Source organism: Oceanobacillus timonensis, assembly GCF_900166635.1.
Taxonomy (GTDB): Bacteria; Bacillota; Bacilli; order Bacillales; family Amphibacillaceae; genus Oceanobacillus; species Oceanobacillus timonensis.
Window position 1 is genome coordinate 698,246 of record NZ_LT800497.1, and the last position, 26,103, is coordinate 724,348.

Annotated in this window: 25 protein-coding genes; 22 read left to right on the forward strand and 3 right to left on the reverse strand. The window is 37.3% G+C overall.

The genetic code is table 11. The features are described 5' to 3' along the window. The first annotated feature begins 1 nt into the window (after window position 1). From B7E05_RS03650 to B7E05_RS03730, 17 genes are all read left to right on the forward strand, one after another. Complete coding sequence (locus B7E05_RS03650; RefSeq protein ID WP_080872596.1) at window positions 2–523, forward strand: TRAP transporter small permease; 522 nt, start codon at window positions 2–4, stop codon at window positions 521–523. A gap of 33 nt (window positions 524–556) precedes the next feature. Then, window positions 557–1,948: a four-carbon acid sugar kinase family protein gene (locus B7E05_RS03655; protein WP_080872597.1), complete on the forward strand. Its 1,392-nt coding sequence runs from the start codon at window positions 557–559 to the stop codon at window positions 1,946–1,948. Window positions 1,949–1,967: 19 nt separating this feature from the next. Next, window positions 1,968–2,612, forward strand: a complete 645-nt coding sequence (locus B7E05_RS03660) for a class II aldolase/adducin family protein (protein WP_080872598.1) — start codon at window positions 1,968–1,970, stop codon at window positions 2,610–2,612. A gap of 454 nt (window positions 2,613–3,066) precedes the next feature. Beyond that, window positions 3,067–3,720 carry a GntR family transcriptional regulator gene (locus tag B7E05_RS03665; RefSeq protein ID WP_143833165.1) on the forward strand — a complete coding sequence of 218 codons (654 nt, stop codon included), beginning with the start codon at window positions 3,067–3,069 and terminating at the stop codon, window positions 3,718–3,720. Between the two features lie 655 nt (window positions 3,721–4,375). Beyond that, complete coding sequence (locus B7E05_RS03670; protein ID WP_080872601.1) at window positions 4,376–5,227, forward strand: cupin domain-containing protein; 852 nt, start codon at window positions 4,376–4,378, stop codon at window positions 5,225–5,227. A gap of 353 nt (window positions 5,228–5,580) precedes the next feature. After that, window positions 5,581–6,819: a fumarylacetoacetase gene (fahA, locus tag B7E05_RS03675; RefSeq protein WP_179134445.1), complete on the forward strand. Its 1,239-nt coding sequence runs from the start codon at window positions 5,581–5,583 to the stop codon at window positions 6,817–6,819. Window positions 6,820–7,119: 300 nt separating this feature from the next. After that, window positions 7,120–7,878, forward strand: a complete 759-nt coding sequence (locus B7E05_RS03680) for an aspartate/glutamate racemase family protein (protein ID WP_080872602.1) — start codon at window positions 7,120–7,122, stop codon at window positions 7,876–7,878. A gap of 89 nt (window positions 7,879–7,967) precedes the next feature. Next, window positions 7,968–8,717: an SDR family NAD(P)-dependent oxidoreductase gene (locus tag B7E05_RS03685; protein WP_245833223.1), complete on the forward strand. Its 750-nt coding sequence runs from the start codon at window positions 7,968–7,970 to the stop codon at window positions 8,715–8,717. Between the two features lie 18 nt (window positions 8,718–8,735). After that, on the forward strand, window positions 8,736–9,503 hold the full coding sequence (locus B7E05_RS03690) for an SDR family NAD(P)-dependent oxidoreductase (protein ID WP_080872605.1): 768 nt from the start codon (window positions 8,736–8,738) through the stop codon (window positions 9,501–9,503). Window positions 9,504–9,560: 57 nt separating this feature from the next. Beyond that, window positions 9,561–9,764, forward strand: coding sequence for a hypothetical protein (locus B7E05_RS03695; RefSeq protein ID WP_080872606.1), 204 nt, complete (start codon window positions 9,561–9,563; stop codon window positions 9,762–9,764). 18 nt (window positions 9,765–9,782) lie between these two features. After that, complete coding sequence (locus B7E05_RS03700) at window positions 9,783–11,267, forward strand: sodium:solute symporter family protein (protein ID WP_080872607.1); 1,485 nt, start codon at window positions 9,783–9,785, stop codon at window positions 11,265–11,267. A 16-nt stretch (window positions 11,268–11,283) separates the two neighbouring features. After that, window positions 11,284–12,018, forward strand: coding sequence for an SDR family NAD(P)-dependent oxidoreductase (locus B7E05_RS03705; RefSeq protein WP_080872608.1), 735 nt, complete (start codon window positions 11,284–11,286; stop codon window positions 12,016–12,018). 635 nt (window positions 12,019–12,653) lie between these two features. After that, the gene (locus B7E05_RS03710) at window positions 12,654–13,844 is read left to right on the forward strand and encodes an acetyl-CoA C-acetyltransferase (protein ID WP_080872610.1); all 1,191 of its coding nucleotides are present in this window, start codon (window positions 12,654–12,656) and stop codon (window positions 13,842–13,844) included. Window positions 13,845–13,862: 18 nt separating this feature from the next. After that, on the forward strand, window positions 13,863–14,561 hold the full coding sequence (locus B7E05_RS03715) for a CoA transferase subunit A (RefSeq protein WP_080872611.1): 699 nt from the start codon (window positions 13,863–13,865) through the stop codon (window positions 14,559–14,561). A 26-nt stretch (window positions 14,562–14,587) separates the two neighbouring features. Next, window positions 14,588–15,271: a 3-oxoacid CoA-transferase subunit B gene (locus B7E05_RS03720; protein ID WP_080872613.1), complete on the forward strand. Its 684-nt coding sequence runs from the start codon at window positions 14,588–14,590 to the stop codon at window positions 15,269–15,271. Between the two features lie 175 nt (window positions 15,272–15,446). Continuing rightward, on the forward strand, window positions 15,447–15,665 hold the full coding sequence (locus tag B7E05_RS03725) for a PHP domain-containing protein (protein WP_080872614.1): 219 nt from the start codon (window positions 15,447–15,449) through the stop codon (window positions 15,663–15,665). 134 nt (window positions 15,666–15,799) lie between these two features. Next, the gene (locus tag B7E05_RS03730; protein ID WP_080872616.1) at window positions 15,800–16,024 is read left to right on the forward strand and encodes a PHP domain-containing protein; all 225 of its coding nucleotides are present in this window, start codon (window positions 15,800–15,802) and stop codon (window positions 16,022–16,024) included. Between the two features lie 461 nt (window positions 16,025–16,485). On the opposite strand, the gene B7E05_RS03735 is transcribed toward B7E05_RS03730, so the two are convergent. From B7E05_RS03735 to B7E05_RS03745, 3 genes are read right to left on the reverse strand one after another with little or no spacing between them, the layout of a single operon-like run. Next, window positions 16,486–17,763 carry a TRAP transporter large permease gene (locus B7E05_RS03735; protein WP_080872618.1) on the reverse strand — a complete coding sequence of 426 codons (1,278 nt, stop codon included), beginning with the start codon at window positions 17,761–17,763 and terminating at the stop codon, window positions 16,486–16,488. After that, window positions 17,760–18,260, reverse strand: a complete 501-nt coding sequence (locus B7E05_RS03740; RefSeq protein WP_179134446.1) for a TRAP transporter small permease — start codon at window positions 18,258–18,260, stop codon at window positions 17,760–17,762. Before B7E05_RS03740 ends, B7E05_RS03735 begins: the two co-directional genes overlap by 4 nt. 16 nt (window positions 18,261–18,276) lie before the next feature. Further along, window positions 18,277–19,296 (reverse strand): TRAP transporter substrate-binding protein, encoded by a 1,020-nt coding sequence (locus tag B7E05_RS03745; protein ID WP_080872620.1) that lies wholly within the window; start codon window positions 19,294–19,296, stop codon window positions 18,277–18,279. 593 nt (window positions 19,297–19,889) lie between these two features. Between B7E05_RS03745 and B7E05_RS03750 the strand changes: the two genes are divergently transcribed. The 5 genes from B7E05_RS03750 (at window position 19,890) to allB (ending at window position 26,055) form a co-directional block, all read left to right on the forward strand. Beyond that, the gene (locus tag B7E05_RS03750) at window positions 19,890–21,482 is read left to right on the forward strand and encodes a PucR family transcriptional regulator (RefSeq protein WP_080872621.1); all 1,593 of its coding nucleotides are present in this window, start codon (window positions 19,890–19,892) and stop codon (window positions 21,480–21,482) included. A gap of 138 nt (window positions 21,483–21,620) precedes the next feature. Further along, the gene (locus B7E05_RS03755) at window positions 21,621–22,856 is read left to right on the forward strand and encodes a M20 family metallo-hydrolase (RefSeq protein WP_245832944.1); all 1,236 of its coding nucleotides are present in this window, start codon (window positions 21,621–21,623) and stop codon (window positions 22,854–22,856) included. Window positions 22,857–22,886: 30 nt separating this feature from the next. Next, window positions 22,887–23,672 (forward strand): dihydroorotate dehydrogenase electron transfer subunit, encoded by a 786-nt coding sequence (locus B7E05_RS03760; RefSeq protein ID WP_080872625.1) that lies wholly within the window; start codon window positions 22,887–22,889, stop codon window positions 23,670–23,672. Then, window positions 23,669–24,613 (forward strand): dihydroorotate dehydrogenase, encoded by a 945-nt coding sequence (locus B7E05_RS03765; protein WP_080872627.1) that lies wholly within the window; start codon window positions 23,669–23,671, stop codon window positions 24,611–24,613. Before B7E05_RS03760 ends, B7E05_RS03765 begins: the two co-directional genes overlap by 4 nt. A 23-nt stretch (window positions 24,614–24,636) precedes the next feature. Further along, entirely contained in the window at window positions 24,637–26,055 is a 1,419-nt protein-coding gene (gene allB / locus B7E05_RS03770; RefSeq protein ID WP_080872629.1) for an allantoinase AllB, read from the forward strand. Window positions 26,056–26,103 lie beyond the last annotated feature (48 nt).

A 26,103-nucleotide genomic window follows, 5' to 3' on the forward strand; every position in this document is an offset into this window, starting at 1 on the left:
CATGTTTATTTCAAAGCTAAGTAAAGGCTTGGACAGACTATGTATGTTCCTGCTGATTGTGATTACAGTAGTAATGACAGCCAGCCTGGTTATTATGATTTTTGGAAGGAATTTTTTTAACACTTCATTTGCGTCTTTAGAAGAAATCTCAAGATTTACATTTGTGTGGTTGACTTTCATAGGTGCAGCTATTGCTTTTAAACGTAAAGAGCATATGGGAATGGATTTTATTGTTAGTAAATTAAAAGGTAAAACAGCACAATATGTTGAAGTCATACAAGATATTTTTGCGTTAATCCTGTTTGCTTTGTTTATTTACTATGGAACACAGTTAGCAGTACTTAATATGAATGTCGTTAGTCTACAATCGGGAATTTCAATGGGATATGTATATTCCATCATACCGATTGCTGGATTTATTATGATAATACATGCACTCGATCATATTTTTAAGAGTTATAAGAAGAAAAATAAAGAAGATACGAACCATGAATTAGTTAATAATAATGTATCTTCTATTTAGGAAACACTACATTCCTGCCAAGGAGGATTACAAATGCAGTTACAACAAAAGCTCTTAAGTTTTTATGGAGATGATTTCACAGGTTCAACAGATGCAATGGAGGCATTGACACTTAGCGGCCTAAAGACAGTTTTATTTTTGAAACCGCCTACAAAAGAGTTGCTTGATGAAAAATTTGCAAATATTCAATGCATTGGCATTGCTGGAACCAGCCGAACGATGACTCCAGAGCAGATGGAAACAAAATTAAAACCGATATTGAAACAAATGCAGGAACTCGGTGCACCAGCAAACCATTATAAAGTTTGTTCCACCTTTGATTCTTCTCCGAGTGTGGGGAATATCGGTAAAGTATTGGAAATGGTTTTGGAGATAAATACTACGCAGGTTTTTGTTCCTATTATTGCAGGTGCTCCGCCATTACATCGCTATACCGTGTTTGGGAATCATTTTGCCAGAGTTGGTTATAAAACGTTTCGACTGGATAATCATCCTGTGATGTCAAATCATCCAATAACACCAATGCAGGAAGCTGATTTAATAAAACATTTAGCTGAACAGACAGATTACTTTATAGATTTGGCAGATATTTTAACAATGAATGATTATTTTACGGAGCTGGAAGAGACAGTAAATAAAACAGTTACAAAGAAAAAAACAAAAGGCCTGCTATTTGATGTGTTGACGGATGATCATTTAACGAAAGTTGGTAAGTTGGTTTGGGAAAAATCAATAACGAATCAATCATTTGTTATCGGCTCATCTGGAGTGGAATATGCGCTAACGAAGTATTGGAATTCTATGAAAGGAAATCAGGAACAGCATGTTGAGAACGATAGGGAAAGAAGGATAGAAAAAGAGCAAGTCCTCGTCGTTTCAGGAAGTTGCTCGCCAATTACTTCTGATCAAATTAAGCATGCTTTAGACAATGGTTTTACTGGTTTAAACGTTTCTCCTGTAAAATTAATGGATTCAAAAACAAGTTCAGCTTATTTAAATGGCCTGATGAATGATGTTAAGGACCTGGTTGATGAAGGAAAGAGTGTCATCGTTTATTCGGCACTTGGACCTGATGATATATCAATTGATGAAACCCGAGAATATTTGCAATCTATTGGGAAAGAACCAAGTAACAGCGGGCAACTTCTAGGAGAACAGTTTGGAACGTTAATAAAAACGACGGTAGAAAATACAACCTTAAAACGCATCGTCATAGCTGGTGGAGATACGTCAAGTTACGCAACATTAAAAATGAATATTTATGCATTAGAAATGATTCGTAGCATCGCTCCTGGAGCCCCACTTTGTAAATCATATTCAGATATCCAGAAATTTAATGGATTAGAAATTGCTTTGAAGGGAGGCCAATTAGGTCAAGTGGATTATTTTACTAAAGTGCATCAAGGGAATGTTGTAAAAGTATAGAAATAGTTGGGGGGAACCAATGAATATAAAATCAAAATTACTGCATACCGGAAATGAGTTACTACAAAAGCAACTTACATGGGGAAACTCCGGAAATATCAGTGCTCGAAATGATAAAGAAAACATGATTATCACGGCTTCAGGGACAAATATGGGTCAGCTATCAGAAGATGATTTTGCTTTTGTTCATATAGAAACGCAAGAGTGGGAAGGAACAAAGAAACCTTCTAAGGAAATACCGATGCATCGTGCCATATATATGAACCGCCCTGACGCAAATGTCATTATTCATGCATCGCCTTTTTGGTCTACGCTGATTGCCTGTTCGGAACAAACGATGGAATCGAAGCTATTTATAGAATCGATGTATTACCTTGAGAAGATAGAGGAAGTCCCGTATTTCCATCCAGGCAGTGCCGCTTTAGGAGAAGAAGTTGGTGAGGCGGCAAAGAAGGCGAATGTTCTGATTTTGAAAAATCATGGAGTTATTGTTTTGGATGATAGTGTTGAGGAAGCTGTGATGCGGTTGGAGACGTTGGAGTTCACGTGTAGAATGGCGATTATGGCGAAGGGATCGGGTATACCTTTGAGCGTGTTGACGGATGAAATTGCGGAGGACTTTTTGGCGAATTCGGGGTATAAGGGGATAGATAAAGTAAAATAAGGATAGGGAGCTATTCATTCTGTTGGGTTTGACGGGATGGATAGCTTTTTTTGTTAAGAAAAATATAAAATTATGCATACATCCATTAGTAAGTTGGTAGAATCAGGTCTTTGATAACAGTTCTTACCAAAAATGAATTTGTCTAAAAATATATCAAAATTCAAATAATATATTATTGACATAAATCATATATTGTATTATATTATTTTATATAAAATAATTAAGAAAATTTATTCAAAAAAATAAATTGTAAAAAGTCTTCACTTTTGTTTTGGAGAAGAAGACGCAATCACTCATAAAATATAGTTTTGATATGCTGTATTAAATATTCAAGTATACGAATTTGAAACTAATACTTATTTGAAATTAATGATGCAAATGAAATGATTTTAATCTTCTTATATTCTTGCTATTATTATTTTCAATAATAGTTTTTTACAAAAGGAGAGAAATTGTGGAACATATATATCGTACAAAAAAAGATAAGGTTTACAGTCATCTTAGGGAAAATATCATTAACGGCTTACTCACCCCCGGAGAACGATTAAAAATTTCTCAAATTGCTCGTCAATTTGAAATGAGTGAAATTCCAGTAAGAGAGGCCTTGCAAAAGCTTTCTATAGAAGAGTATGTTACATTCAAGCCGCATATTGGTGCTGTTGTCAGTAGTATGTCCACTGAAAACATACGAGAGATATTTGAGTTACGCATCACGTTAGAGGGGCTTGCTACAAATTTATCTGTTGATCATTTAACAAACTACCACCTTCAAACGCTGGAAAATATAATTGTAGACTCACAAACTTTTATTAATGAAAAGCGATTTGAGGAGTATGCAGAATGGAATCGTCATTTTCACGAATCAATATATAAACATTGTAATAACCAACGTCTTTATAAGCTGATTTTTGATCTATGGAGTAATACGCGAAGGTATCCACAACTTTTTCGTACACGTGAGTCAGTAGAGCAATCAATTATAGAGCATAAAGAAATATTAGCGGCATTAAAAGAAAGAGATAAAGAATTAGCTGAAAAGTTAACTAAAGATCACAAATATAAAAGTTATAAAAATTTGTTAAATATGATAGAAGAATCTGAAAAGTGAAGAGTAATAAAAAGAATTTATTTACTAGAATGGAAGATGATAACGAATATCTTAATTTAGGTAAAATAATTAATATTAATGAAGAAAAATAAGTTTCAAGAAATTACAAAAGGAGAGATGTTTGCTTTGGAAAAGTCTTTTATTAGCATCAAATCGGAGTTAGGTTTCCCAATTCAAAGCCTTCCATAATAAATAACACACCTATTTATTTTATAAAAATCTGATAATTAATAGGTTTTTGTAAAATATGAAAGCGGTGACAAATAGATGAGGGTAAATGGTTAATCAGACTGCGAAGAATAAGTTTAATTTAGATTCATTGATTTAAGATAACCTGACTAGATGACTCCATTTCATAATAGCCATTTTTATGAGAATCACTAAGGGTTAGAATTTAAAATGGACTAAGCATCTTAGCTTCCATACAGGAGAGCCTATCCCAAAACAGGAGATACACGCTCAAAAACGGCTGAGGCACGCTGAATGCTTGACGAATATGATTAATAGATTACGAAGGGGGGAGATATAGAGCCTGAAGTTAGCTAGTAGAGAAAGTAGTGAAACAATAATAAATATTGATGATGTAAATGTTGCGCAGAACAGAAAGATTATTTTTAAAAACAACTAAAAAGATTGAAGGGAAGGATTGATAATTATGACTACTGTAACTCCATGGATCACGGACTGGGATGTCAAACATCCCATTTCAATCAATAAGTCGGTTGGTGCGCCATTGATTAGCGCGGAGTGGGAGGACGGCCCTACACCGTTTTTTGAAAAGAGGACTTTGAATCTTGACAAGGCCTCTAATGGTAAACTCGGCGGCTCTCATGTTCGGGGTATTGCCTCTGAAGGGGAATGGCAGGCGGATGATGTCGATTTCAACCAGTTCTTTATTATTAAGGGATCAGCCCGTCTGGAATTCGAAGATGGTTCGTCGCATGAGCTCGTGTCCGAGAGTTCTGCGATAGTACCTGCATTGTATAGGTACCGTTTCGCACAAATCAGTGATGACTTTGAAGCACTCCATTTCTTTGCCCCGGATGAGTATAACATTATTTGGGGGAAGGATGCGGCATTGCCGGAGCGCGTGCAAACCCTTGATCCTCACCGACGCCTAGTTATTTTGCACGAGGATGAAAGCGCTTGGAGTGAAGGTCTCCGCGAATTTTTTGAGTATCGGGATTTAGGCACATTGGAGCCAACTGATGGTCGCGTATATGTTCATGTCATACGTACTACCGGCCAGCCATATGAAGCAGGTACGGGATGGCATTACCATTCTTGGGCTCAGTGTTTTTTTGTTTTAGATGGTCACGCGGACCTTCGAGTGGAGACGGGCCCACGATACGCACTTAGTGCAGGGGACGCCTTCTGTATAGGTGCAGGAGACACAAATCGTCACTTTGTTGATCGTGTAAGTTCGGACTACAAACTCGTGGAATTATGTGTTCCAGGATGGAAAGATGCTACGCCTGTAGAAGCACCTGAAGGCTCATCACTTTAAGCATTGACGAGCCCGCTCATGGTCTTTATAGCTTAGAATCGCATCTGATTTGCAGTCACTTCACAGGAGGACGACTTAGGGCTGTTTAAGTTTCACGGGGTAGAATAGTAGATTGTCTCCAAGCTCCAAGTCACTTATTTGGGGTTCCCACCTCTGCAATATTCCTGCCTTTTGGATAGCGTCGCCCCAATTAGTTTAGTATCTATATTAGTGATGGAGGCGTCTTTCGTTTGATTCTTTTGGAATTTATTCGATAGTAGAGCTGGCGGGATCACTTAATCGGCTGAACTTGATTGATCGAACATTGTTATCTGCAGAACGTTCAAACTATATGTTGTAAGGAGGATTATTTGGTGAAAAAAAAATTTACCACCGCCGTTGATTTCTTGGCCAAGTCCGGATTCGGAGTGGAAAATCTCCCCTACGGTTCAGTATACACAGATGAGGATACTGTTCCTAGGTTGGTTGTCAGACTAGGGGACCACGCGATTGATTTGGGTTCTTTGACGTCGACGGTCGGTGGGTTAGGAAAAAAGACTAAAAGCGCTGTGACAAATCAACCTAATTTGGACGCATTGCTGGCAGCGGGTAGACCTGTCTGGTCTGAGCTGCGTAACTGGATAAGGCAGACACTCACTGATCCTGACCATACGAAAGCAGTGGAAGCTGTGGCAACTAACGTAAATGATGTTAACATGGCGATGCCCTTTACCGTGACCGATTATGTTGACTTCTACGCATCAGAGAATCATGCATCTAATCTTGGTCGTATATTGCGACCGGATGAGGAGCCGCTGAAACCAAATTGGAAACATTTGCCAGTAGGTTATCACGGTCGCGCCTCGACTGTGTCCGTTTCAGGAACTCCTGTGTATCGACCAAAGGGGATACGGCCAGAGAAGGGGACTGCACCAAGCTTTGGATCTTCTAGGCGTCTAGATATCGAAGCAGAGCTCGGATTCATCGTGGGCGGTTCGGCGCCTCAGGGCGAAGTTAGCTTGGCGCAAGCCGCCGAGAACCATTTGTTTGGGGTAGTTCTGTTTAACGACTGGTCTGCTCGTGATATCCAAGCGTTTGAATCTGTGCCTCTGGGACCCAACCTGAGTAAATCGTTTGCTTCAACGATCTCAGCGTGGGTGGTGCCCTGGGATGCATTGGACGCAGCCCGAGTAGTTCCACCAGTTCGAGATGAGTCTCTCGTGCAATATTTGGACGACTCCAGTGCCGACCCATACGGGCTTGATATTTCAGTAGAGGTCTATATCGACGATCAACACGTTTCTACAGTCCCGTATTCAACGATGTACTGGACAGCCCCTCAGATGTTGGCCCATATGACAGTTAATGGCGCTACCCTTAGCCCAGGAGATTTCTTCGGTTCTGGCACCATCTCTGGGCCGGAACCGGATCAGTGTGGATCATTGATTGAGCTGACATTGGGAGGGGAAGAACCGCTAACTTCTAGAATGGGAGAGAAATACAATTTCCTCCAAGATGGCCAGCAGGTAACACTTCGTGGCAGCGCACCTGGCCCGATGGGGAGCACAATTGGTTTCGGCGAGTGTACCGGTACCATACGACCTGCCACATAAGGTATTGCCAGTTGCCATGCGTAAAATCGTTGAGGTTTCCCAGATAGTTGAAGAAACTGCACTTTCCCTATCCGACAGTTCCTGGTCGAGTTTGGATTTAGTCAAGGTACCCCGTTTAACAATATTATTAAAATATGTAAGTCCTATCCTGGAGCTATAACCGGAATGGAATAGGTTGGATAAATACCCAAAATAGTTCAAGATGCATTTGAAACTGGTTAATTTTTGATTTTATTGAAATCTAATACATCACATATGGAACAAGTTCATTTTAATTTTAAAATAGTGAGGAGATATAGTATGAAAAAAATTCTGATTCAAAGCAGTACTGAAATTGATGGTTTTCCAGAATATAGAGATGGTATCAAAAATCACATGGAAAAAATACTCCCGGGTAACTATTCTTTTGACCTAGCTGGTGTGACGAAGAAATATACTCCCGGAGGTTTTATGGCAAGTGAATTTTTAAACAATAAGGAAATTCTTCAAAATATTATTAATGCCGAAAAAGATGGTTATGATGCGGTTGTATTGCACTGCTTTTTAGATCCTGTTCTTGATGAAGCCAGGGAAATAGTTAATATACCTGTTGTCGGCATGGCTGAATCATCGATGTTATTGTCACAAATGTATGGTAAAAAATTTGCAGTGATAACACATTCTGCTCAATTGGCTAAAAAAGAGATTCCAAGCTTAATTAAAAAATACGATTTAAATCATTCTTCAATCAACACACAATATTTTGATGTAAGTCTATTGGATTTAGAAAATGCTTTTTCTGATCCTGAAGCCGTTATTAAACAGTTTTTAGATGCTTGTGAAATAGCAGTAGAAAAGGGAGCAGAAGTGATTTTGCCCGGATGTGGTTTGCTTAATATTGTATGTGTTCAAAACGGTCTTTCAAAGGTTAGAAATACAGGTGCAACCATTTTGGATGTTACCGGAGCAGTATTAAAAATGGCAGATACAAAAATTACATTACAAGACATTTCAGGAACAACTATAAGTAGAAATGGCTATTATGAGAAACCGAGATTTTTACCGGAGGCACAAACTTAAATAAGAAACGGAACTTATGTGTGACCAACGGAATACAAGAAAAGGCAACATGAAACAATAACTATAGCATACAAAAAATGAAAAAGGTGATGACTAATTTGAGTAGACTTGATGGAAAGATAGCTTTAATTACTGGAGCAGCTATGGGCCAAGGAAAAGAAATGGCAAGATTATTTGCTCAGGAAGGTGCAAGTGTGATCTTAACAGACATGAATATGGAAGGAAAAGAAGTTGCAGCAGAGATTTCAAGTGAGGGTGGTGATGCAAATTTTATACAAATGGATGTTACAAATTTAGGTGATTGGGGTAAGGTAGCTAAATTTATAAAAGACACGTATCAGAATCTTGACATACTTGTCAATAATGCTGGCATAGCGGGGAGAAGCTCTATAGAGGATATGACAGAAACGGAATGGCAGAAGGTCATGGATGTGGACGCCAAGGGTGTTTTACTTGGAATGAAATCAATGCTACCTTTACTTAAAAAAAATAAGCAGGGGTCTATTGTCAATAATTCATCCATATGGGCATTAGTTGGAAGTGGGCTATCAGCATCTTATCACGCAGCAAAAGGAGCGGCTAGAATGTTAACCAAGACAGCTGCAATAGAATTTGCTCCATTTGGTATAAGGGTTAATTGTATTCACCCTGGGGTCGTACAGACTGCTCTGACAGAGTCTTTATTAGCTGATCCAAAGGAATCATGGCGGATTGGACCAATTGGAAGACCTGCTGAACCAGTTGAAATAGCATATGCGGCCTTATTTCTTGCATCCGAAGAATCTTCTTATATAACAGGAATTGATCTACCCGTGGACGGAGGATATACAGCTCAATAAATTTAATGAGGTGATTGTTTGAGTTTTGAGGAAAAAGTAATTTTAATAACTGGGGCTGCTGGAGAAATTGGCAAAAAAACAGCACAATTATTTCATAGAAAGGGAGCGAGGCTAGCATTAGTAGACATAGATAAAAAGGCTTTAGAAGATGCGACACATGAGTTAGGTTTAAAGAATTGTCTTCTTATACAAGCAGATGTCGCTAAAGAAAAAGAAGTTAAAAATTATGTACAGCAAACAATAGGAGCTTATGGGAATATTGATGTATTTTTTAACAATGCTGGTATATCAGGAAAACTTGCAGAAATAACGGAAGTAAAAACAGAAAATTTAGAAAAATCGATTGATATAAATATTAAAGGTGTTTTTTACGGTTTAAAGTATGTACTACAAATAATGAAAAGACAGAATGATGGTGTGGTGATAAATACTTCTTCTGTTGCTGGGCTAAATGGTTCTTTATTTTTAGCGCCATATTCTGCAACTAAACATGCAGTCATAGGTTTAACAAAAACTGCTGCATTAGAAGTTGCGAAATATAACATACGCGTTAATGCTATTTGCCCATCACCTGTAGATACAGAATTAATGAGTGAGCTAGACAAAGAAAAAAATCCTGAAAATCCGAAAAAAGCACGTGAAAGCTATTCAAAAAAAATCCCTCTTGGAAGGTATGCTACTTCGGAAGAAATTGCCAATTTAGTTGCTTTTCTATCTTCTGATCAGTCTTCTTTTATTACAGGAGGAAGTTATTTAATTGATGGTGGACATACTGCTAGTTATTAGGCTATTAGATTAATTGTTATTATGATTAACTTCTTCTATGCGGGGGAGGGGAGACAAATGACTAAAATGGAATGGTTTGGATTGTTTTTTGTAATCATTACTATGGTAGCGGCCATATTTCCAGCTGTTTATATAATTCAATTTTTTATTGCCGCACCACAATTAAGATATTTCTTTTATATAAGCTTATCAGCTTTAATTATTGGGTTTGGAACTGGAATTTACGGATTATATAAAACAAGACATGACAAAAACAATTAAAGAATTAAGGAGGAAAAGATGATATTATTTGTTTTTGGTTTATATTTAGTATTTATCTTGTATCTAGGGTATAAGACGTATGCTGGAAACGATTCAGATAAATTCTTTGTGGCGGGGCAAAATCAGCCTTATTGGATTATAGGCTCAGGATATGTAGCATCTTTTTTAAGTACTGCTAGTTTTATGGGAACTTCTGGTTTAGTTTATCACGAAGGTTTCCTAGGAAATGGAGCATACATGGGATCAACGATTGGCTATATTGCTGGTCTAGCTTTATTCGGACCTATATTAAGAAGGTTTGGGCAATTTACAATCCCCGACTTCTTGGGACAAAGATATGACAGCGGGGCTGCGAGAGGTATATCTGCAGTAATCTTATTTGTGGGATTTTTCCTTTATATTTCTAGCCAAATAATCGGGGTATCTGTATTGTTCCAATTATTATTTGATATACCTATCTGGGTAGGAATTATCGTTTCCATAGCAATTGTTGCTTTTTATACAATAGCTGGAGGAATGATGGCAAACGCTATTATAGATGCGGTCCAATTTTTCGTTACTTGGATTACTGCGATTATTGTTTTGATATTAGGTGTAATTAAAACAAATGGAATATTCAATTTAGTTTCTCAAGTTGAGAAATACTACCCTAATTTTTTAACATCTGATAATGGATTAGGAGATACTTGGGCTATATGGAGTGTCATGTTAGTTTGGATAATAGGATCTCTGGCACGTGCAGACTTAATAAGCCGGGCGTATTTAGCTAAAAATGTTAGAGAAGTTTATAAAGCTATAATGTTTGTAACGCCAGTTATATGGGTTTGTGGAACTTTTTTCTTTCTTTATGGGATGATCGGAGTTATCGCTAGACCCGGATTAGAAGGACAAGAATCAGAAATAATATATTTGATTATGGCTCAAGACTGGCTACTTCCTGTTATAGCAGGACTTGCATTTGCAGGATTTTTAGCATCTGCTCAATCAACGGCCAGTACGCAATTGATGGTTTCATCAATGGCGGTTGGAAGAGACCTATATGGTAAATTAATTGGGCCTAAACTTAGAAAGAAATCTATTTCAGAAAAAGAAATGATGATAGTGACAAGGTGGGCAATGCTTGTCATGTGTACAGCATCTTGTTTTTTAGCTTTTTACAATGCAAATTGGATTTTAGAAATTATAAACGTATCCATGGCTGTAATGGGGCCAGCTTTTCTAGTTACTTGGTTAGGAGGTTTTCTTTGGAAGGGTGCTACTAAAGCAGGAGCAATTTCTGCCTTAATAATAGGGTCTTGCTCAGCAGTTTTTACTTGGTTAACTGATTTTTCAATTGCTGCAGCGCCTTGGCTCGTTCCACCTTTATTTTCGCTTATTTTAACAGCAATAGCTTTTGTAGTGGGTTCTTTATTTGGACAACCTTCCGAAAAAGCGTTAAAGGTTTTTAGTCAAATAAATCCTAAATATAATGAAGATGGAACTAGAATTAAAAAAATTAGTTAAGGAGGGAACACCACAAATGAAACTTAAAGATAGAATTGCAATTATTACAGGAGGAGCTTCTGGTATTGGAAGAGCAGTTGCAGAAAGGTTCGGTTTAGAGGGAGCAGTTGTTATAATAGCAGATTTACCTCAAACAGATGGGGAGAGTGTTGTACAGTTTATTAAAAAAGAGGGAGGAAAAGCTGAATTCATTCCTACTGATATGACCAAAAAGTTTGAAGTTGATTTATTAATACAAACTGTAATAAAACGTTATAAAAAGATAGACATTTTTCACAATAACGCAGGTATAGCGATGCCTGTTACTAATATAGAGGACGTAGGTGAAAAAGAATATCAAAAAATTATGGATATAAATGTAAAAGGGGCTTTTTATGGTATCCAAGCAGTTGCTCCACATATGAAACAAGCTGGTGAAGGAGTAATATTATGCACGGGTTCTACATCTGCTTCTCGACCTAGAGAAGGATTAAATATATATGCAGCATCAAAAGGCGCACTTATTGCATTAGCCAAGTCTGTAGCTCTAGAACTTGCTCCTTTTGGAATTAGAGTAAACAGCTTAAGTCCAGTTGTGACTGAAACTAGCATGGTAGATGAAGAGCAAAGAAGTAAATTCGTTAAAACTATCCCTCTTGGAAAAGTTGCTCAACCTACAGATATGGCTAATACAGCTTTATTTTTAGTATCTGATGAGTCCTCTATGATCACTGGGGTTGATTTAGAAGTTGATGGAGGTAGGTGTATCTAAAGGGAGTTAAAAAGAAAAGAAGTACTTTATTGATATAACAAACACTAGCGTTGCATAAATAATAACAGAATATTCCGTGTGATATTGTTGGAGCAAAATACAGACTACGATGCTATTGTGTTACATCGCTTTTTAAACTCTGTATTAGATATGAAGATCGGAGAATAACCTAGGCATAGCAGCTTCAATGTTGTTGTAAATATTTATTAAAATTAACTAAAAAAACTTGTAAAACTAATAACCCGATTAGCTTCTAAAAAGATAGTCGATATGTTTTTTCGTTGCTTTATAACATATATAGTTTGATAATTACAAAAAATAAACGCTGTATAATGTTTTAGGGTCGAGCTTTTAATTAGACTAAGGATCATTTTTATGAAAAAGAGTAAAGTTAAAAAAGATTTCCCAAAACTGCTTGAGCCGATGTAAAAAATACGGCATCCGAAAACAACAAAGAAGATCATAATTAAATAGCTTCATATCTAGATAAAACCACTCCTTAAATGACTGCTATTGATATATTTACAAATATGGTAGAAGAAAGTAATAGAAGAATTAAAATTGGATTATGTGGTAATCCAACGAGAAGCAAATAAAAATATCATACTATAAAGTATATAGATAGGAGAAAAGCTATGTCAGATCGAGATGTTGTCATTGTGAGCGGGGCTCGAACTGCTATTGGACAGTTTAATGGTGCTTTTGCAAAGGTGTCAGCTATAGAGCTCGGCAGTAAAGTAATTAGTGAATCTTTGAAGCGGGTAGGGGTGAATTATAACTCTGTTGATGAAGTTATCATGGGAAATGTTCTGTCAGCTGGTTTAGGACAAAATCCCGCTCGACAATCAGCTTTAAAAGCTGAATTACCGATAAATACTCCCGCATTAACAATTAATAAAGTATGTGGATCAGGCTTAAAATCAGTGCACCTGGGTGCCCAATCAATATTACTAGGAGATGCCGAAGTGATTATCGCAGGCGGTATGGAAAACATGTCACAAGCACCTTATCTACTAAAAAAAGCACGTAACGGTTATCGGATGGGAGACGGTAAAGTAGTAGACAGTATGATTGAAGATGGCTTATGGTGCGCCATGAATGATTACCATATGGGAATTACGGCAGAAAATCTTTCCGACAAATATAACATAACAAGAGAAGAACAAGATGCATTTGCAGCTGACAGTCAAGAAAAAGCTATTAAAGCGATTGAAACTGGAACATTCGAACCGGAAATAGTAACAATTGATGTTCCGGAAAGAAAAGGAGATTTTACTCCATTTAATATGGATGAATATCCAAAGAAGCATTCTACAGTTGAAAGTCTTAGCAGACTCAAACCAGCTTTTAAAGAAAATGGAAGCGTGACAGCAGGAAATGCTTCAGGTATTAATGATGGTGCAGCGGCCGTTGTTTTAATGAGCCGTAAAAAAGCAAAAGAACTCAATTTAAAGCCGATGGCTGTGATTAAAGCAAATGCACATGCTGCCGTTGACCCTGAGATGATGGGGATTGGTCCAGTTCCCTCGATAAAAAAAGTTTTAGAAAAAAGCAATCTCTCTATCGGGGATATCGAGCTCATTGAATTAAATGAAGCTTTTGCTGCTCAGTCTATAGCAGTAAGCAAAGAATTACAATTGGATATGGCCCGTGTCAATGTTAACGGCGGAGCAATTGCACTTGGACATCCAATCGGAGCTAGTGGAACTAGGATACTTATATCACTTTTATATGAAATGGAGCATCGTCAAGCTAAATACGGTCTAGCGAGTCTTTGTATAGGTGGAGGACAAGGAGTAGCTACAATAATAGAAAGAGAGAGCTAACAGAAGGAGAATTGCAAGATGCAAAAGATATATACTGATTATGAAGATGTCCTTAAAGGAATTCAAGATGATTCAACAATAATGGTTGGCGGTTTTGGACTGTGTGGCATACCTGAAAATTCAATAAGAGCCTTGGTTGATAGCAATGTTAAAAATTTAACTGTTATTTCGAATAATTGTGGTATAGATGACTTCGGTCTTGGATTGTTGTTGAAAAATCAACAAATAAAAAAAATGATTGGATCTTATGTTGGTGAAAACAAAGAATTTGAACGTCAAGTTATTGATGGAAGCCTAGAAGTTGAATTAACTCCTCAAGGGACATTAGCTGAGAAAATACGAGCTGGTGGTGCGGGAATACCTGCGTTTTTTACCCCTGCAGGTGTTGGCACACAGATTGCCGAGGGAAAAGAAATAAGAACATTCAACGGAAGGGAATATATTTTGGAAGAAGCGTTAACTGCTGACTTTAGTTTTGTAAGAGCGTATAAGGGAGATAGAATGGGAAATTTAATTTATAATAAAACAGCCCAAAACTTTAATCCTATCATTGCAGCGGCAGGTAAAGTGACTGTAGCAGAGGTAGAAAAGGTTGTTGAAAATGGCGAGTTGAATCCAAATTATATTCATACGCCTAGCATTTATGTTCAACGTATTATTCAAGGTAATCAAGAAAAACAGATTGAAAAACGAACAGTCTCTTTGGTTAGTAGTTAATATTCATCAAATTGGAGTGGATTGAAATGAATAAAGAAAAGACTCGTGAAACAATGGCGCACCGGGTGGAACAAGAAATTGAAGATGGTCATTATGTCAATTTAGGTATAGGTATGCCTACGCTCGTAGCAAATCATATTTCAAGTAATAAAAATGTTGTGCTGCAATCGGAAAATGGACTTTTGGGTATAGGTGCTTATCCAACAGATGATGAGGTAGATGCTGATCTTATAAATGCAGGAAAAGAAACCATTACAATGATTAATGGATCAGCAATCTTTGATAACGCCGAATCATTTGCAATGATACGCGGAGGTCACATTGATTTAGCTATCCTAGGTGGGATGGAAGTTTCGGAAACAGGTGATTTAGCCAATTGGATGATACCAGGTAAAATGATTAAAGGTATGGGGGGCGCCATGGATCTTGTTAATGGTGCAAAAAAAATTATTGTAATGATGGATCATGTAACAAGGGATGGAAATCCCAAAATTTTAAAAAAATGCACTCTCCCGCTAACCGGAAAAAATGTTATAAATAAAATTATAACAGATCGGGCTGTTATCGAGGTAACTGAAAATGGACTCGTTTTATTAGAAGTACTTGATGGATACACGATCGATGATGTTGTGAAGTCAACCGAGGCAGAATTAAAAATTAGTTGTGTTTGTGAAAGTCAAGAAATGAGGCATATTGAAATAAATAAATAGTCAATTATTGGTAAAATATATAAAGCTATCCTTTGGTCATGTTTTAATGGTAAATGATAAAAAAATTCAAACCAAAGGATACAGGTACTATGGAACAAAATTTATTTATGGAAATCAAACTATTAAAGTATGTACAAGTGCAAGCATGGCAGTCCTATCTGATGTTGTATAGTTAATGCCTCATATTGCAATGGATAAGAGTGAATTCCCTGTATATATTGAAGAAGCATTATGGTTGAAGGAACAATATAAAAATCAGATTGGTGTGGAATCAGATTTCTTCTCAAATCAACTTGATAGTTACCAGCAAGTCTATCAGCGATATCTATTTGACTACATTATCAGGTTCGTGCTTTTTAGCGGGGAAGGCCAGTTGTTCCAACCTAGCAATTAGATATTTAATAGAGATCGCTGGGTAGGGATTAACTGAAGAAGAAATGCTTCAAGAAAAAGAAAGGTATTATGATTTAATTCAACACTCTGCAAGAAGCGATTAAAGTTATTGCGGAAAATGAGGTAGCTATTGAAGTGAACACATCTGCAAAGCAAAAAAATCCTGACGGATGGTACTCAAGTGATGAAATTCTGGAACTGGCTTACCATTATGGTGTGTTTGTTTCATTTGGTTCTGATGCGCATACTCCAGAACGGATTGGTGATGATTGGGAGGAGGTTCGTCAGCATTTGAAAAAGATAGGGTTTGATAAGGTGGTTTTCTTCCGGGAACGGCAGCGAGTGGAGGTAGAGATTTAGAAGTATGGAGGCAAGGTGAAAAATTGGTGCATGTTCTATTTGGAGAAAATGGAATGGTGAGATGTGAAGTATTGTGAATTGGAGAATGAAAAGAAATTCCCTTGAGAGTGGTTGTGTTCATTCTCAAAGGAATTTCTTTTTTAGTCCGCAATATGTTTTTAGATGGGAAGATAGAATTTGTAACTGATAATTGTGATAATCACCGGATTTTTAGTGAGTTGTAAAACAAATAGGTTGCAAGCTGATTCAATGTACAATTTTCAAGGAGTGCATGAATAATCAAGTTAATGATAATATTTGAGTTTATCTATCAACAAATATCAGCAGAACCTTTGGATTGTCCCGTGCTCCTTCCTAACAAACTTTGTAAGTAATAATTTGTCCCTTAAACAAATGTCTATATCCAACATTACTATAACTATGATATCTCACACGGAATCGAGTTTTACGAGAATATCTCCTTACCGTGAAATCCATTCAACGAGGAACATCGTTGTGTCTGGTACATACGTAATCACAAGTAATGCAAACAAGTTAACAGCTACGAATTTCATAACTCCTGGCAGTATCTGCAACATATTGAGTTTCGACACGGATTGTGCGACAAAAATATTCATTCCGAAAGGCGGCGTATACATTCCAATTGCTAAGTTAGTAACGATAATAATCCCGAAATGAACAGGATCAATTCCTAACGCAGTTGCTGCTGGAAATAGCAATGGTGCAGTGATGACAATTGCTGCAATTCCTTCCATCATCATTCCCATTACAAGTAATACGAGATTAAGAATTAGTAAAAATAAAATCGCTGAGCTAATATTTTCAGAAACAAATGTAGCAACTTGTTGAGGCACGCCTCCACGGGTTAATAACCAACCGAGGATTTGTGCGGATGCTACCAGTACTAGAATTTGCGCAGATGTTGTCGCTGAATCCACACAAACACGATAAAATTGCTTTAAAGTCAGTTGTCGGTAGATAAACGCACTCACAATAAGTGCGTAAATAACGATTACACCTGCTGCCTCTGTTGGTGTAAAGAACCCTCCGTAAATCCCACCTAGTATAATAATTGGGATAATCAGTGCCCATATTGCCTGGCGGGTAGAAACTAGTAATTCTTTTAACGACGCACGTTTGTTACGTGGAAATTGGTGATAACAGGAATAGAAATAAATATAGATAATAGAGCTTATTCCAATAACAATTCCCGCACCAATCCCTGCTAGAAACAAGTCTCCAATGGAAGTACCGGTAACGGATCCAAAGACGATGAGCGTAATACTTGGAGGAATAATGAGCGACGCAGCCCCGGCAGACGCCAATAAACCAGATGCAAAAGAAGGCTTGAAATGCGCTCTGAGCATTTCCGGGTACATAATCTTCCCGATAGCCATAACAGTTGCTGGACCGGAACCTGACAATGCCCCAAAGAACATGCTGGAGACTTGAGCTGTCATGGCTACCCCGCCCGTAACATGGCCAACGAGAGCCCGTGCCCACCGCATCAGTCGATCAGACAAGCCGCCAGCATCCATGATATTCGCTGCAAAAATAAAGAAAGGCAGTGCCATCAAGGCAAATTGATCAATCCCTCCAAAGATTTGTTGAACCAAAACTACTGGTTGAATATCTGTTATAAATATAACCGTTAGAAAGGCAGCTAGCCCAAAGGCGACAAAGATTGGTGCACTAGTTAATAATAAAAGTAGAATTAAAATAATCAGCGTAGTTGTCATGACTCTTCCATCACCTCCGGAGTAGACCCAGCAACTTCAGCTTCCCCTTTCCAAATTCGAGGTGTTGCAACGATAAGATGGATGATAGACAAAATCGTACCTATTGGAATTGCCAAATAGATGAAGAAGAAGGGAATTCCTAGTGCAGGTGCTAACTGTCCACTTTGAAACGTTAAAATCACGAGATAGGAGCTGTAAAAGGTTAACACCGTTAAGAAAAATAGTGTTAATATGTGGACAGCAATATTCAAGATGCGTGTCGTTTTTTTATTCGTAAATGTGAGAATAAAATCGACGCAAATATGCGTGCCTTTTCGAAAACATACAGCAGACCCAATGAATGTAATAGCAATCATCAAGTAACGAACTAGTTCTTCAACCCAAGAAGGATTAGCCGCGAACCCATATCGTAAGACAACGTTTATGGATAAAATAACCGTTGCAATGATGAGACAAGTTGCAATGAAAATCTCTTCTATTCGTTTTATCGTTTTCATAAAATCATTCTCCTTATCATTGATTACTAGACACTTCTTCAATCTTGTCGTAGATTTTTTGGAGAAGTTCTTGCTGTCCAGGTTCATTATATTCTGTTTCATGAACAGGTAGAGAAGCTTCTCTGAATGTCTCAATTTCCTCCTCTGTAAACGAGTAGAAATTCTTGTCTGATGCTTCAAGTTCCGCGCGATATTCTGCTTCATTTTCAGCGAGTACTTCTCGAGCTTCGTTACGACCAACTTCTTCTGCAGCAACGAGGATTTCCTGTAATTCTGAAGGAAGGTCGTTATACCAATCTTGGTTAGCAATCATCGCATACGTCATTGTTCCATGGTACGTTTCCACGATGTTTTCTTGGACTTCATGGTAGTTATTCAAATAAACGGTTTGTAGCGGGTTTTCTTGACCATCGACAATGCCAAGTTGAAGAGAGTTATACACCTCAGAATAAGGAACCGGAACAGGATTTGCACCCCACTGTTTGTATTGGGCAAGTAATAAAGGTGATTCCATCGTTCGGATGGTTACCCCTTCTAAGTCAGAAGGTTCATGGATTTCTCGATTGCTGGTTGTAATCAATTTGTATCCACCTGGCCAAAATCCCAGACCTTCAAATCCCCCTTGATCAAGTGTGGCTAGAATTTCATCACCAACCTCACTATCGAGTACTTTATATTTTGTTTCTGTATCGGGCGGCCATAAGTAAGGGAGGTCAACGACTTTGATATCATCTACAAACGGTGCGATCATGGCTGTTGGTTGCATCGTCAATTGAATTTCGCCTAGTTGCGTCGCCTCGACTTGCTCACGAAGTGAACCTAATTGAGAGGCTGGGTACACATTGACGTCGACATTATCCGTATGGGATTCTACATATTCTTCAAAAGCTTCTGCTCCTGCATGTTCAGGACTCATTAATGGCTGATTGTGACCGAACGTAATCTCGAGTGTTTTCTCTGATGCTTCACCGCTTTGACAGCCTGAAACGATGAGCCCTAATCCAATAACTACTATCCATGCGTGTACTTTCCTCATTTTTATTCAAAACCCCTTTGATGATTATGGTTTCGGATAACCACAATATTATATAGAAATTTCAGATTATATTAATTAAAAATCAATCTGTATTACTTCTGTTATGTCACAAAAGAATTTATTCGTGAAGTATTAAATGACCGTATGTTTGTAATCTCCCATAAAAAGAATATAGCTGACTTCAGCATAATGTTCTTAAAGGGTTCCATATAAAAATCATCCGTTCATTAGGAGATATTATTGTCGGTGTATGCCTCCTTCCCCCTCAAATTCCTTCCGAATAAAAAATGGTGCATCTTATTGCGGATTAAAATTATTAGATAAAAAGTTAGATTACCAAATTTTAAAAGAAAGCGTTTTCTATTTATTGAACAAAAACATAAATAGATTTTAACATAAATAATCTGTAATAGTATTGTCGATAGAGCTAAATTAATCGACAGAATATTGTCCATAAAAACATAATACGATATGATATGCTTATAATTCTATACTACGTAACTTGTCATAATGGCGGAGTAAACGTTTTGAAAACGATTCGGTTAGAAATATGGAGCTTGTAGGTTTGAAACTATAAAAATGGGGTGAAACAGATGGGAATAACATTAGAAAGTGCAATGGAAATAGGAGGTTTAAAAGAATGCCGCATTTTAGCGGGAAGAGAAGGTTTATCAAATAGAATTGATAATGTAACAATTATGGAAGTCCCCGATGTCACACGCTGGTTGAAAGGTAATGAGTTATTAATCACCAGCTTTTTTGCCAAAAATGAGCCCTTTGATCAGCAGCGATTCATACAGCAATTATCTGCTGTTAACACTTCTGCTTTAGCCATAAAACCATATCATTTTTTAGGTGAGATTCCTAGTTTCTTATTGGAAGAAGCAGAGAAGTTTGGGCTCCCGATCATAGAAATACCTGAAAAGATTAGTTATCTGGATATATTATCTCCTGTTATGAGTACCATTTTTAACAGTAAAGCATTACTTCAAGATGATATGGAACAAGCAAATAAAATTTTAAGAGAAGTTTCTATAAACGGGGGAAAGGTCAATGATTTTATTGAAGCATTAGAGTTTCTTACTAGAAGTATGGTTACGATAGAAAGCTGGCTACCTTTTATAAAACTTCCTACTCCAAATTTTGACATGGTACCTATAACGGAAGAGGAAATAAGAGAACTGGAACTAATCAAACACCCAATTCGCATGAAGCGTCAATGTAATGAAGAGGAAGTGTCATGTATTGTTGCACCTATCTTGTTAGATGGCGTAATACATGGTTATATCACAAGTTGGGGATATGAAAATGAAAACTTACAGTTATACTTATCCATCCTTGAACAGGCATCTGTGTTTTTATCTCTTGAGTTTTTAAGGCTTAAAGTAAAACATGATGTTGAACAACAATATAAAAATGACTTCATTCAGGAATTGTTATTTAACAACTCCATGAGCTTCCAAGACATCGTTGAAAAAGGGAAAAAATATCAATTTGATAACGAAAAAATGTACGCTTGTATTTTATTAAAAACAAGGAATAAAGAACAAAAAAACAAAGATGTTGAAGCGACAAAGATTAGTAGGGTTGACTATATTATTCGGCAGCAGTGGCCGGATGCTATTGTAGGCAATATTCGTGATTATATTTGTGTTATTTTTCCCGTGTATGATGATACGAAAACAGAGCACAAGAATCAGTTCCAGGTGTTATACAACTATATAGATACATATGTTGAACGGCATTTTGTATTAAACATGGGTGTCGGAAATACACACATTGGAATAACAGGATTACGAGAAAGTTTTGTTCAAGCAGAGCACGCACTGAAGTTAGGAGGCTATTTAACCAACCCCGCAATTGTCACTTTTTATGAAGATTTAGGTGTATATCGACTGCTTGGAGAGTTAATTGGAAGTAAGGAGCTAACAGATTTTTTTAATCAAACGGTAGGAAAACTAATCAAATATGATGAATTACATCATTTAAAGCTTGTAAAAACGTTAGATGCTTATTTTGAACACAATGGAAATCTCAAAGAAACATCCCGTTTTCTATACATTCACGTGAATACATTAAAATACAGGATTAAAAAAATCGCTTCTATAACCGGATATTCAGTGAATGATACAGACGGAAAAGTGATGTTGTATCTAGGCTTAAAAATAAATGAATTGTCGCTATAGCATTGTTTATACAGACAATAAATAAAATAAAATCATGTTTAAAAAGACAAAGATTTTTTAAAAGCGTTTTCATATAATAAGAGTTAAGCAACAGGTTAAACAGACAAAGTATATATGAAGATGTTGGGAGGATACATGATGAGTCTGCATCGGATTCAAGAAATGCTAAGTCAATTCAACAGGATAGGTTATACAAAAGACGGAATGAACCGGATGGCGTATACAGACAGCGAACGTAAAGCAAAAGAATTTTTTAAAGAAATATGTGAAAGTGAAAATGTAAGTGTGCGAATGGATCATGCTGGTAATATGATTGCATACAGAGAAGGGTTGGATCCGACATTACCCCCTGTTTTGACTGGCTCACATCTTGATACCGTCACCAATGGAGGGAAATACGATGGGGTGGTGGGTGTTGTTGCTGCTATTGAATTAATCCGTCGTCTAAATGAACAACAGATACGCACGAATCATCCAATCGAGGTTATTGGTTTTGCAGCAGAAGAGTCATCAAGGTTTGGTATCGCTACGATAGGAAGTAAAGGTATGGCTGGAATTTTGGAACCGTGTAACGTTAAAAATTTAAAAGATAAAAATAATGTAAGTTTAGAAACTGCCTTTTCCCAAGCAGGATTAAATTTAAGTCATGCTGAAGGCGCTTCCAGAGAAAACGAAGACATCAAAGCCTTTTTTGAAGTTCATATTGAGCAAGGACCTGTATTAGAGAGAGAGCAATTGGACATCGGGGTTGTAACCGGGATTGCAGCACCGACTCGCTTAAAAGTAACAGTAGAAGGAAAAGCTTCTCATTCAGGCACAACGCCTATGGATTTACGAAAAGATGCGTTCTTGGGCGCTGCTGAAATCGGCATAGCTGTGGAAAAAGCAGCGATAGCGGAGGCGGATAAAGGAACGGTTGCTACTGTAGGAGAATGCACAATTGCTCCTGGCGCCATGAACATTGTTCCAGAATTAGCAGAAATGCAAATTGACATCCGTAGTGTTGATATGAATTCTAAACAAAATGTGCTCAAACATGTAGAAAAAGTCATTAAAAATGTAGAAACGAAAAGAGGGCTTCTCGTACATTCCGAATTATTGACGAACGATGAACCCGTAATATTAGAAGAAAATGTCACTTCCTCCATTTTGAGAACATGTAAACAACTTGGTGTTTCATATAGGGAAATGCCAAGTGGTGCGGGTCATGATGCGATGAATATGGCAAAACTTTGCCCGACAGGACTGATTTTTATTCCTTGTCGTGATGGCTTAAGCCACCATAAAGATGAGTTTTCATCACTAGATGCGATTGGGATTGCTTGTGACGTTTTGGAGAAGGAAATATTAAAATGGGCAATACCAGTGAAATAGCACATAATGTCAAAATGATGGAGGTAAATCATGAAGGATTATTATTTAACAGTGTTAAAAAATCAACAAGTAAGTAACCGTTATTGGCATATGGTATTAGATTCATCCGTCATTCAAGAAAAAATTGAACCAGGTCAATTCTTTAATATAAAAACTGCAGATCAACAGACGTATTATCCTCTGCTCAGGCGACCATTCAGTATTTATTTGATTAATGATAACACGTTGGAATTTCTTTATAAAGTTGAAGGAGAAGGGACAAAGCAAATATCAACATATCATCCAGGTGAAAAAGTCAACTTGCTTGGACCTGCAGGTGTTTCTTTTTCCATAAATAAAGAGTATAAAAAGATATTACTTTTAGCGAGGGGAGTAGGCATTGCAACACTTGCAGCTCTTTCTCAAAAAGCCGCTCAAATGAATATTGAAATATATGCGATTTTAAGTGCTCGAAAACAGGACGATTTATTGGCTATGAAGACAATGGAGAAATATTGTACAAAAGTTTATTGTGTTACAGAGGAAGCAGGAACAAGTGATGTAGAAAATGTGCGTGAAATGATTCGTGATTTGATAAAGACACATCATATTGATACAGCGTACACTTGTGGATCAAGAAGATTATCAATGCTTTTGCAAAAAATGGCCAAAGTAAATGGAATTGCCGGTCAAATCGCTTTGGAAGAATACATGGCATGCGGAATGGGGGTCTGCTATTCATGTGTATGTGATATTAAAAAGCAGGGAGTGACGTATACCGTTAAATCTTGTGAAGATGGTCCTGTTTTTCCACTTGAGGAGGTGGTTATGGAATGATGAAAAATGGATTAAAGATGGAAGTAGATATTGGAGGAATCAAAATAGCCAACCCTGTTATGCCAGCTTCGGGAGCTTTTGGGGAAGGAATGGACAAGATTATTGATTTTAATCAGCTTGGTGCACTGATACCTAAGAGTATAACAAAATATCCCCAAAGAGGTAACAGAAATCCCAGAGCGTGTGAAACGAATGGGGGAATGATTAATTCGATTGGTATCCAAAGTAAAGGGATAAATTATTATTTAGAAGAAATTATTCCGTATTATAACCAGTATAGTGCACCGTTAATATCCAGTATTTCTGCAGAATCCATTGATGAATTTATTGAAATGTCCAGTATCATTTCGTCTGTTCAAAATGTGGCTGCACTTGAATTGAATATATCATGTCCTAATTTAAAAAATAATGGTCAGGCATTTGGAATGAGTGACAATAATACCTTTGAATTGGTTCATCAAGTGAGAGAGGTAACAGAAAAACCAATTATTGTAAAACTAACACCCAATGTTACGGATATTCAATCGATTGCTTTAGCTGCAGAAAATGCCGGAGCGAATGCTTTAGTTGTTGCAAATACCCCTTTGGCGATGGCGATTGATATCCACACTCGTCGACCAAAAATCGGAAATATTATGGGGGGATTATCAGGACCTGCAATTAAACCTATCATTATCAGACAAATATATCAGGTTAGCAAAGTATCACGATTGCCGATTATTGGCTGTGGAGGTGTCATGACTTCTGATGATGCGATTGAAATGATGTTAGCCGGTGCATCTGCAGTACAAGTAGGAACAGCAAATTTCATATCTCCAACAGCAATGATTGATATCATTGAGGGAATTCAAACATATATGGAAGAACATCAACTAAATACTATCGATGACCTTATTGGAGGCATTATAGTAACGGACCAAAGGGAAGAAGATTATATCTAATAAAAAGAAAGTGGGTATTATGAATGACAGTATGGGATCATATTATAAAAAATGGGAAAATTACAACATCGGATGATTGTTATGACGGCAATATTTATATTAAGGATGGGAAAATTGCGGCTATTACGTCAGAGGAATTACCTGGCGAGGCTGATGAAACGACGGATGCTGCCGGATGTTACGTAATGCCCGGCTTAATGGATACGCATATTCATTCGAGAGATCCAGGCTCTACGCATAAGGAAGACTTTTATCACGCTACATTGGCAGCAGCTGCTGGTGGAATCACGCTTGTATTTGAGATGCCAAATACGAATCCCCCTGTCAATAATGTACAAAACTTTGATAATCAAGTGGAGAATCTATCAAAAAAGGCGAACGTTGATTTTGGTATTTGGGGAATTTGTTTAGGAGATTTAAATTTAAGCAGTATTCAGTCTCTATATGAATCCGGTGTCATTGGATTCAAATTTTTTTGGGGATATGCTATTAAACAGGATACTTACGAATTGGTTTATAATTATAGTCCTGATATGAAAGACATTATTCCTCCTCTTAGTGATGGCGATGTTTATAAAATATTTAGAGAAGTTGCAAAGACAGGTAAAGTTTTGGCTATCCATGCAGAAAATAATGAATTAATTCATCAGTTGACAAAAGAGATTCAAAACGAGGGACGTAAAGAGTATGAAGCACTTGTTGAAGGAAGACCGGATTTAGCAGAATTAACTACCATCCAAACTGGAATTGCTTTTGCGAAAGATACGGGAGCACGATTGCATATACTTCATATTACTTCTGAAAAAGGAGTAGATGCAGTGAAAGAGGCACAGGAAAAGGGAGAAAATATTACTTCCGAGACTTGTCCTCATTTTCTCTTTTTGAATGCTGATGATTATGACGCGATTGGCCCAATGATGAAGGTTTATCCACCTGTGAAATATAAAACAGATCAGGATAAACTTTGGGAACGTATTGAAGATGGTACTATTTCAATTGTTTGCTCTGATCATGCGCCGCATACGGAAGAAGAAAAAGATGGTGATTTATGGTCAATCCCGGCTGGGATGTGTGGCGTGGAAACGACGGTACCATTAATGCTAAATGCGGTAAATGAAGGAAAGATTACGATGCAGCATTTGGTAGCATTATTGTCTACGAACCCTGCTAAACAATTCGATCTTTATCCGAGAAAAGGCTCTCTTCAAATTGGTTCAGATGCTGACATTACGATTGTTGATTTAGAGCAACCGTTTGAAATAAAAAGAGAGTATTTGCATAGTAAGAGTAAAGTTACCGCATTTGACGGTTTCAAAGGAAAGGGAAAACCGCTAGCGACTATTGTGCGTGGTAAATCCGTTATGAAAAATGGGGAAATGGTTAATGAACGTCAAGGGCAATGGATTAAACCGAATGCTAAAGGTACAAGGGAGATTAATTAAAAATCGCGGGTAAAACATCCATTTTAATGCAGGGAATAAAGAAAAACA

Excerpts from the sequence above, each read along its gene's own strand:
- B7E05_RS03650 (WP_080872596.1), top strand. The coding sequence starts at position 2 with ATGTTTATTTCAAAGCTAAGTAAAGGCTTGGACAGACTATGTATGTTC.
- B7E05_RS03655 (WP_080872597.1), top strand. The coding sequence starts at position 557 with ATGCAGTTACAACAAAAGCTCTTAAGTTTTTATGGAGATGATTTCACA.
- B7E05_RS03660 (WP_080872598.1), top strand. The coding sequence starts at position 1,968 with ATGAATATAAAATCAAAATTACTGCATACCGGAAATGAGTTACTACAA.
- B7E05_RS03670 (WP_080872601.1), top strand. The coding sequence starts at position 4,376 with ATGACTACTGTAACTCCATGGATCACGGACTGGGATGTCAAACATCCC.
- B7E05_RS03680 (WP_080872602.1), top strand. The coding sequence starts at position 7,120 with ATGAAAAAAATTCTGATTCAAAGCAGTACTGAAATTGATGGTTTTCCA.
- B7E05_RS03685 (WP_245833223.1), top strand. The coding sequence starts at position 7,968 with ATGACTAATTTGAGTAGACTTGATGGAAAGATAGCTTTAATTACTGGA.
- B7E05_RS03695 (WP_080872606.1), top strand. The coding sequence starts at position 9,561 with ATGACTAAAATGGAATGGTTTGGATTGTTTTTTGTAATCATTACTATG.
- B7E05_RS03700 (WP_080872607.1), top strand. The coding sequence starts at position 9,783 with ATGATATTATTTGTTTTTGGTTTATATTTAGTATTTATCTTGTATCTA.
- B7E05_RS03705 (WP_080872608.1), top strand. The coding sequence starts at position 11,284 with ATGAAACTTAAAGATAGAATTGCAATTATTACAGGAGGAGCTTCTGGT.
- B7E05_RS03710 (WP_080872610.1), top strand. The coding sequence starts at position 12,654 with ATGTCAGATCGAGATGTTGTCATTGTGAGCGGGGCTCGAACTGCTATT.
- B7E05_RS03715 (WP_080872611.1), top strand. The coding sequence starts at position 13,863 with ATGCAAAAGATATATACTGATTATGAAGATGTCCTTAAAGGAATTCAA.
- B7E05_RS03720 (WP_080872613.1), top strand. The coding sequence starts at position 14,588 with ATGAATAAAGAAAAGACTCGTGAAACAATGGCGCACCGGGTGGAACAA.
- B7E05_RS03725 (WP_080872614.1), top strand. The coding sequence starts at position 15,447 with ATGCCTCATATTGCAATGGATAAGAGTGAATTCCCTGTATATATTGAA.
- B7E05_RS03735 (WP_080872618.1), bottom strand. The coding sequence starts at position 17,763 with ATGACAACTACGCTGATTATTTTAATTCTACTTTTATTATTAACTAGT.
- B7E05_RS03740 (WP_179134446.1), bottom strand. The coding sequence starts at position 18,260 with ATGAAAACGATAAAACGAATAGAAGAGATTTTCATTGCAACTTGTCTC.
- B7E05_RS03745 (WP_080872620.1), bottom strand. The coding sequence starts at position 19,296 with ATGAGGAAAGTACACGCATGGATAGTAGTTATTGGATTAGGGCTCATC.
- B7E05_RS03750 (WP_080872621.1), top strand. The coding sequence starts at position 19,890 with ATGGGAATAACATTAGAAAGTGCAATGGAAATAGGAGGTTTAAAAGAA.
- B7E05_RS03755 (WP_245832944.1), top strand. The coding sequence starts at position 21,621 with ATGAGTCTGCATCGGATTCAAGAAATGCTAAGTCAATTCAACAGGATA.
- B7E05_RS03760 (WP_080872625.1), top strand. The coding sequence starts at position 22,887 with ATGAAGGATTATTATTTAACAGTGTTAAAAAATCAACAAGTAAGTAAC.
- B7E05_RS03765 (WP_080872627.1), top strand. The coding sequence starts at position 23,669 with ATGATGAAAAATGGATTAAAGATGGAAGTAGATATTGGAGGAATCAAA.
- allB (WP_080872629.1), top strand. The coding sequence starts at position 24,637 with ATGACAGTATGGGATCATATTATAAAAAATGGGAAAATTACAACATCG.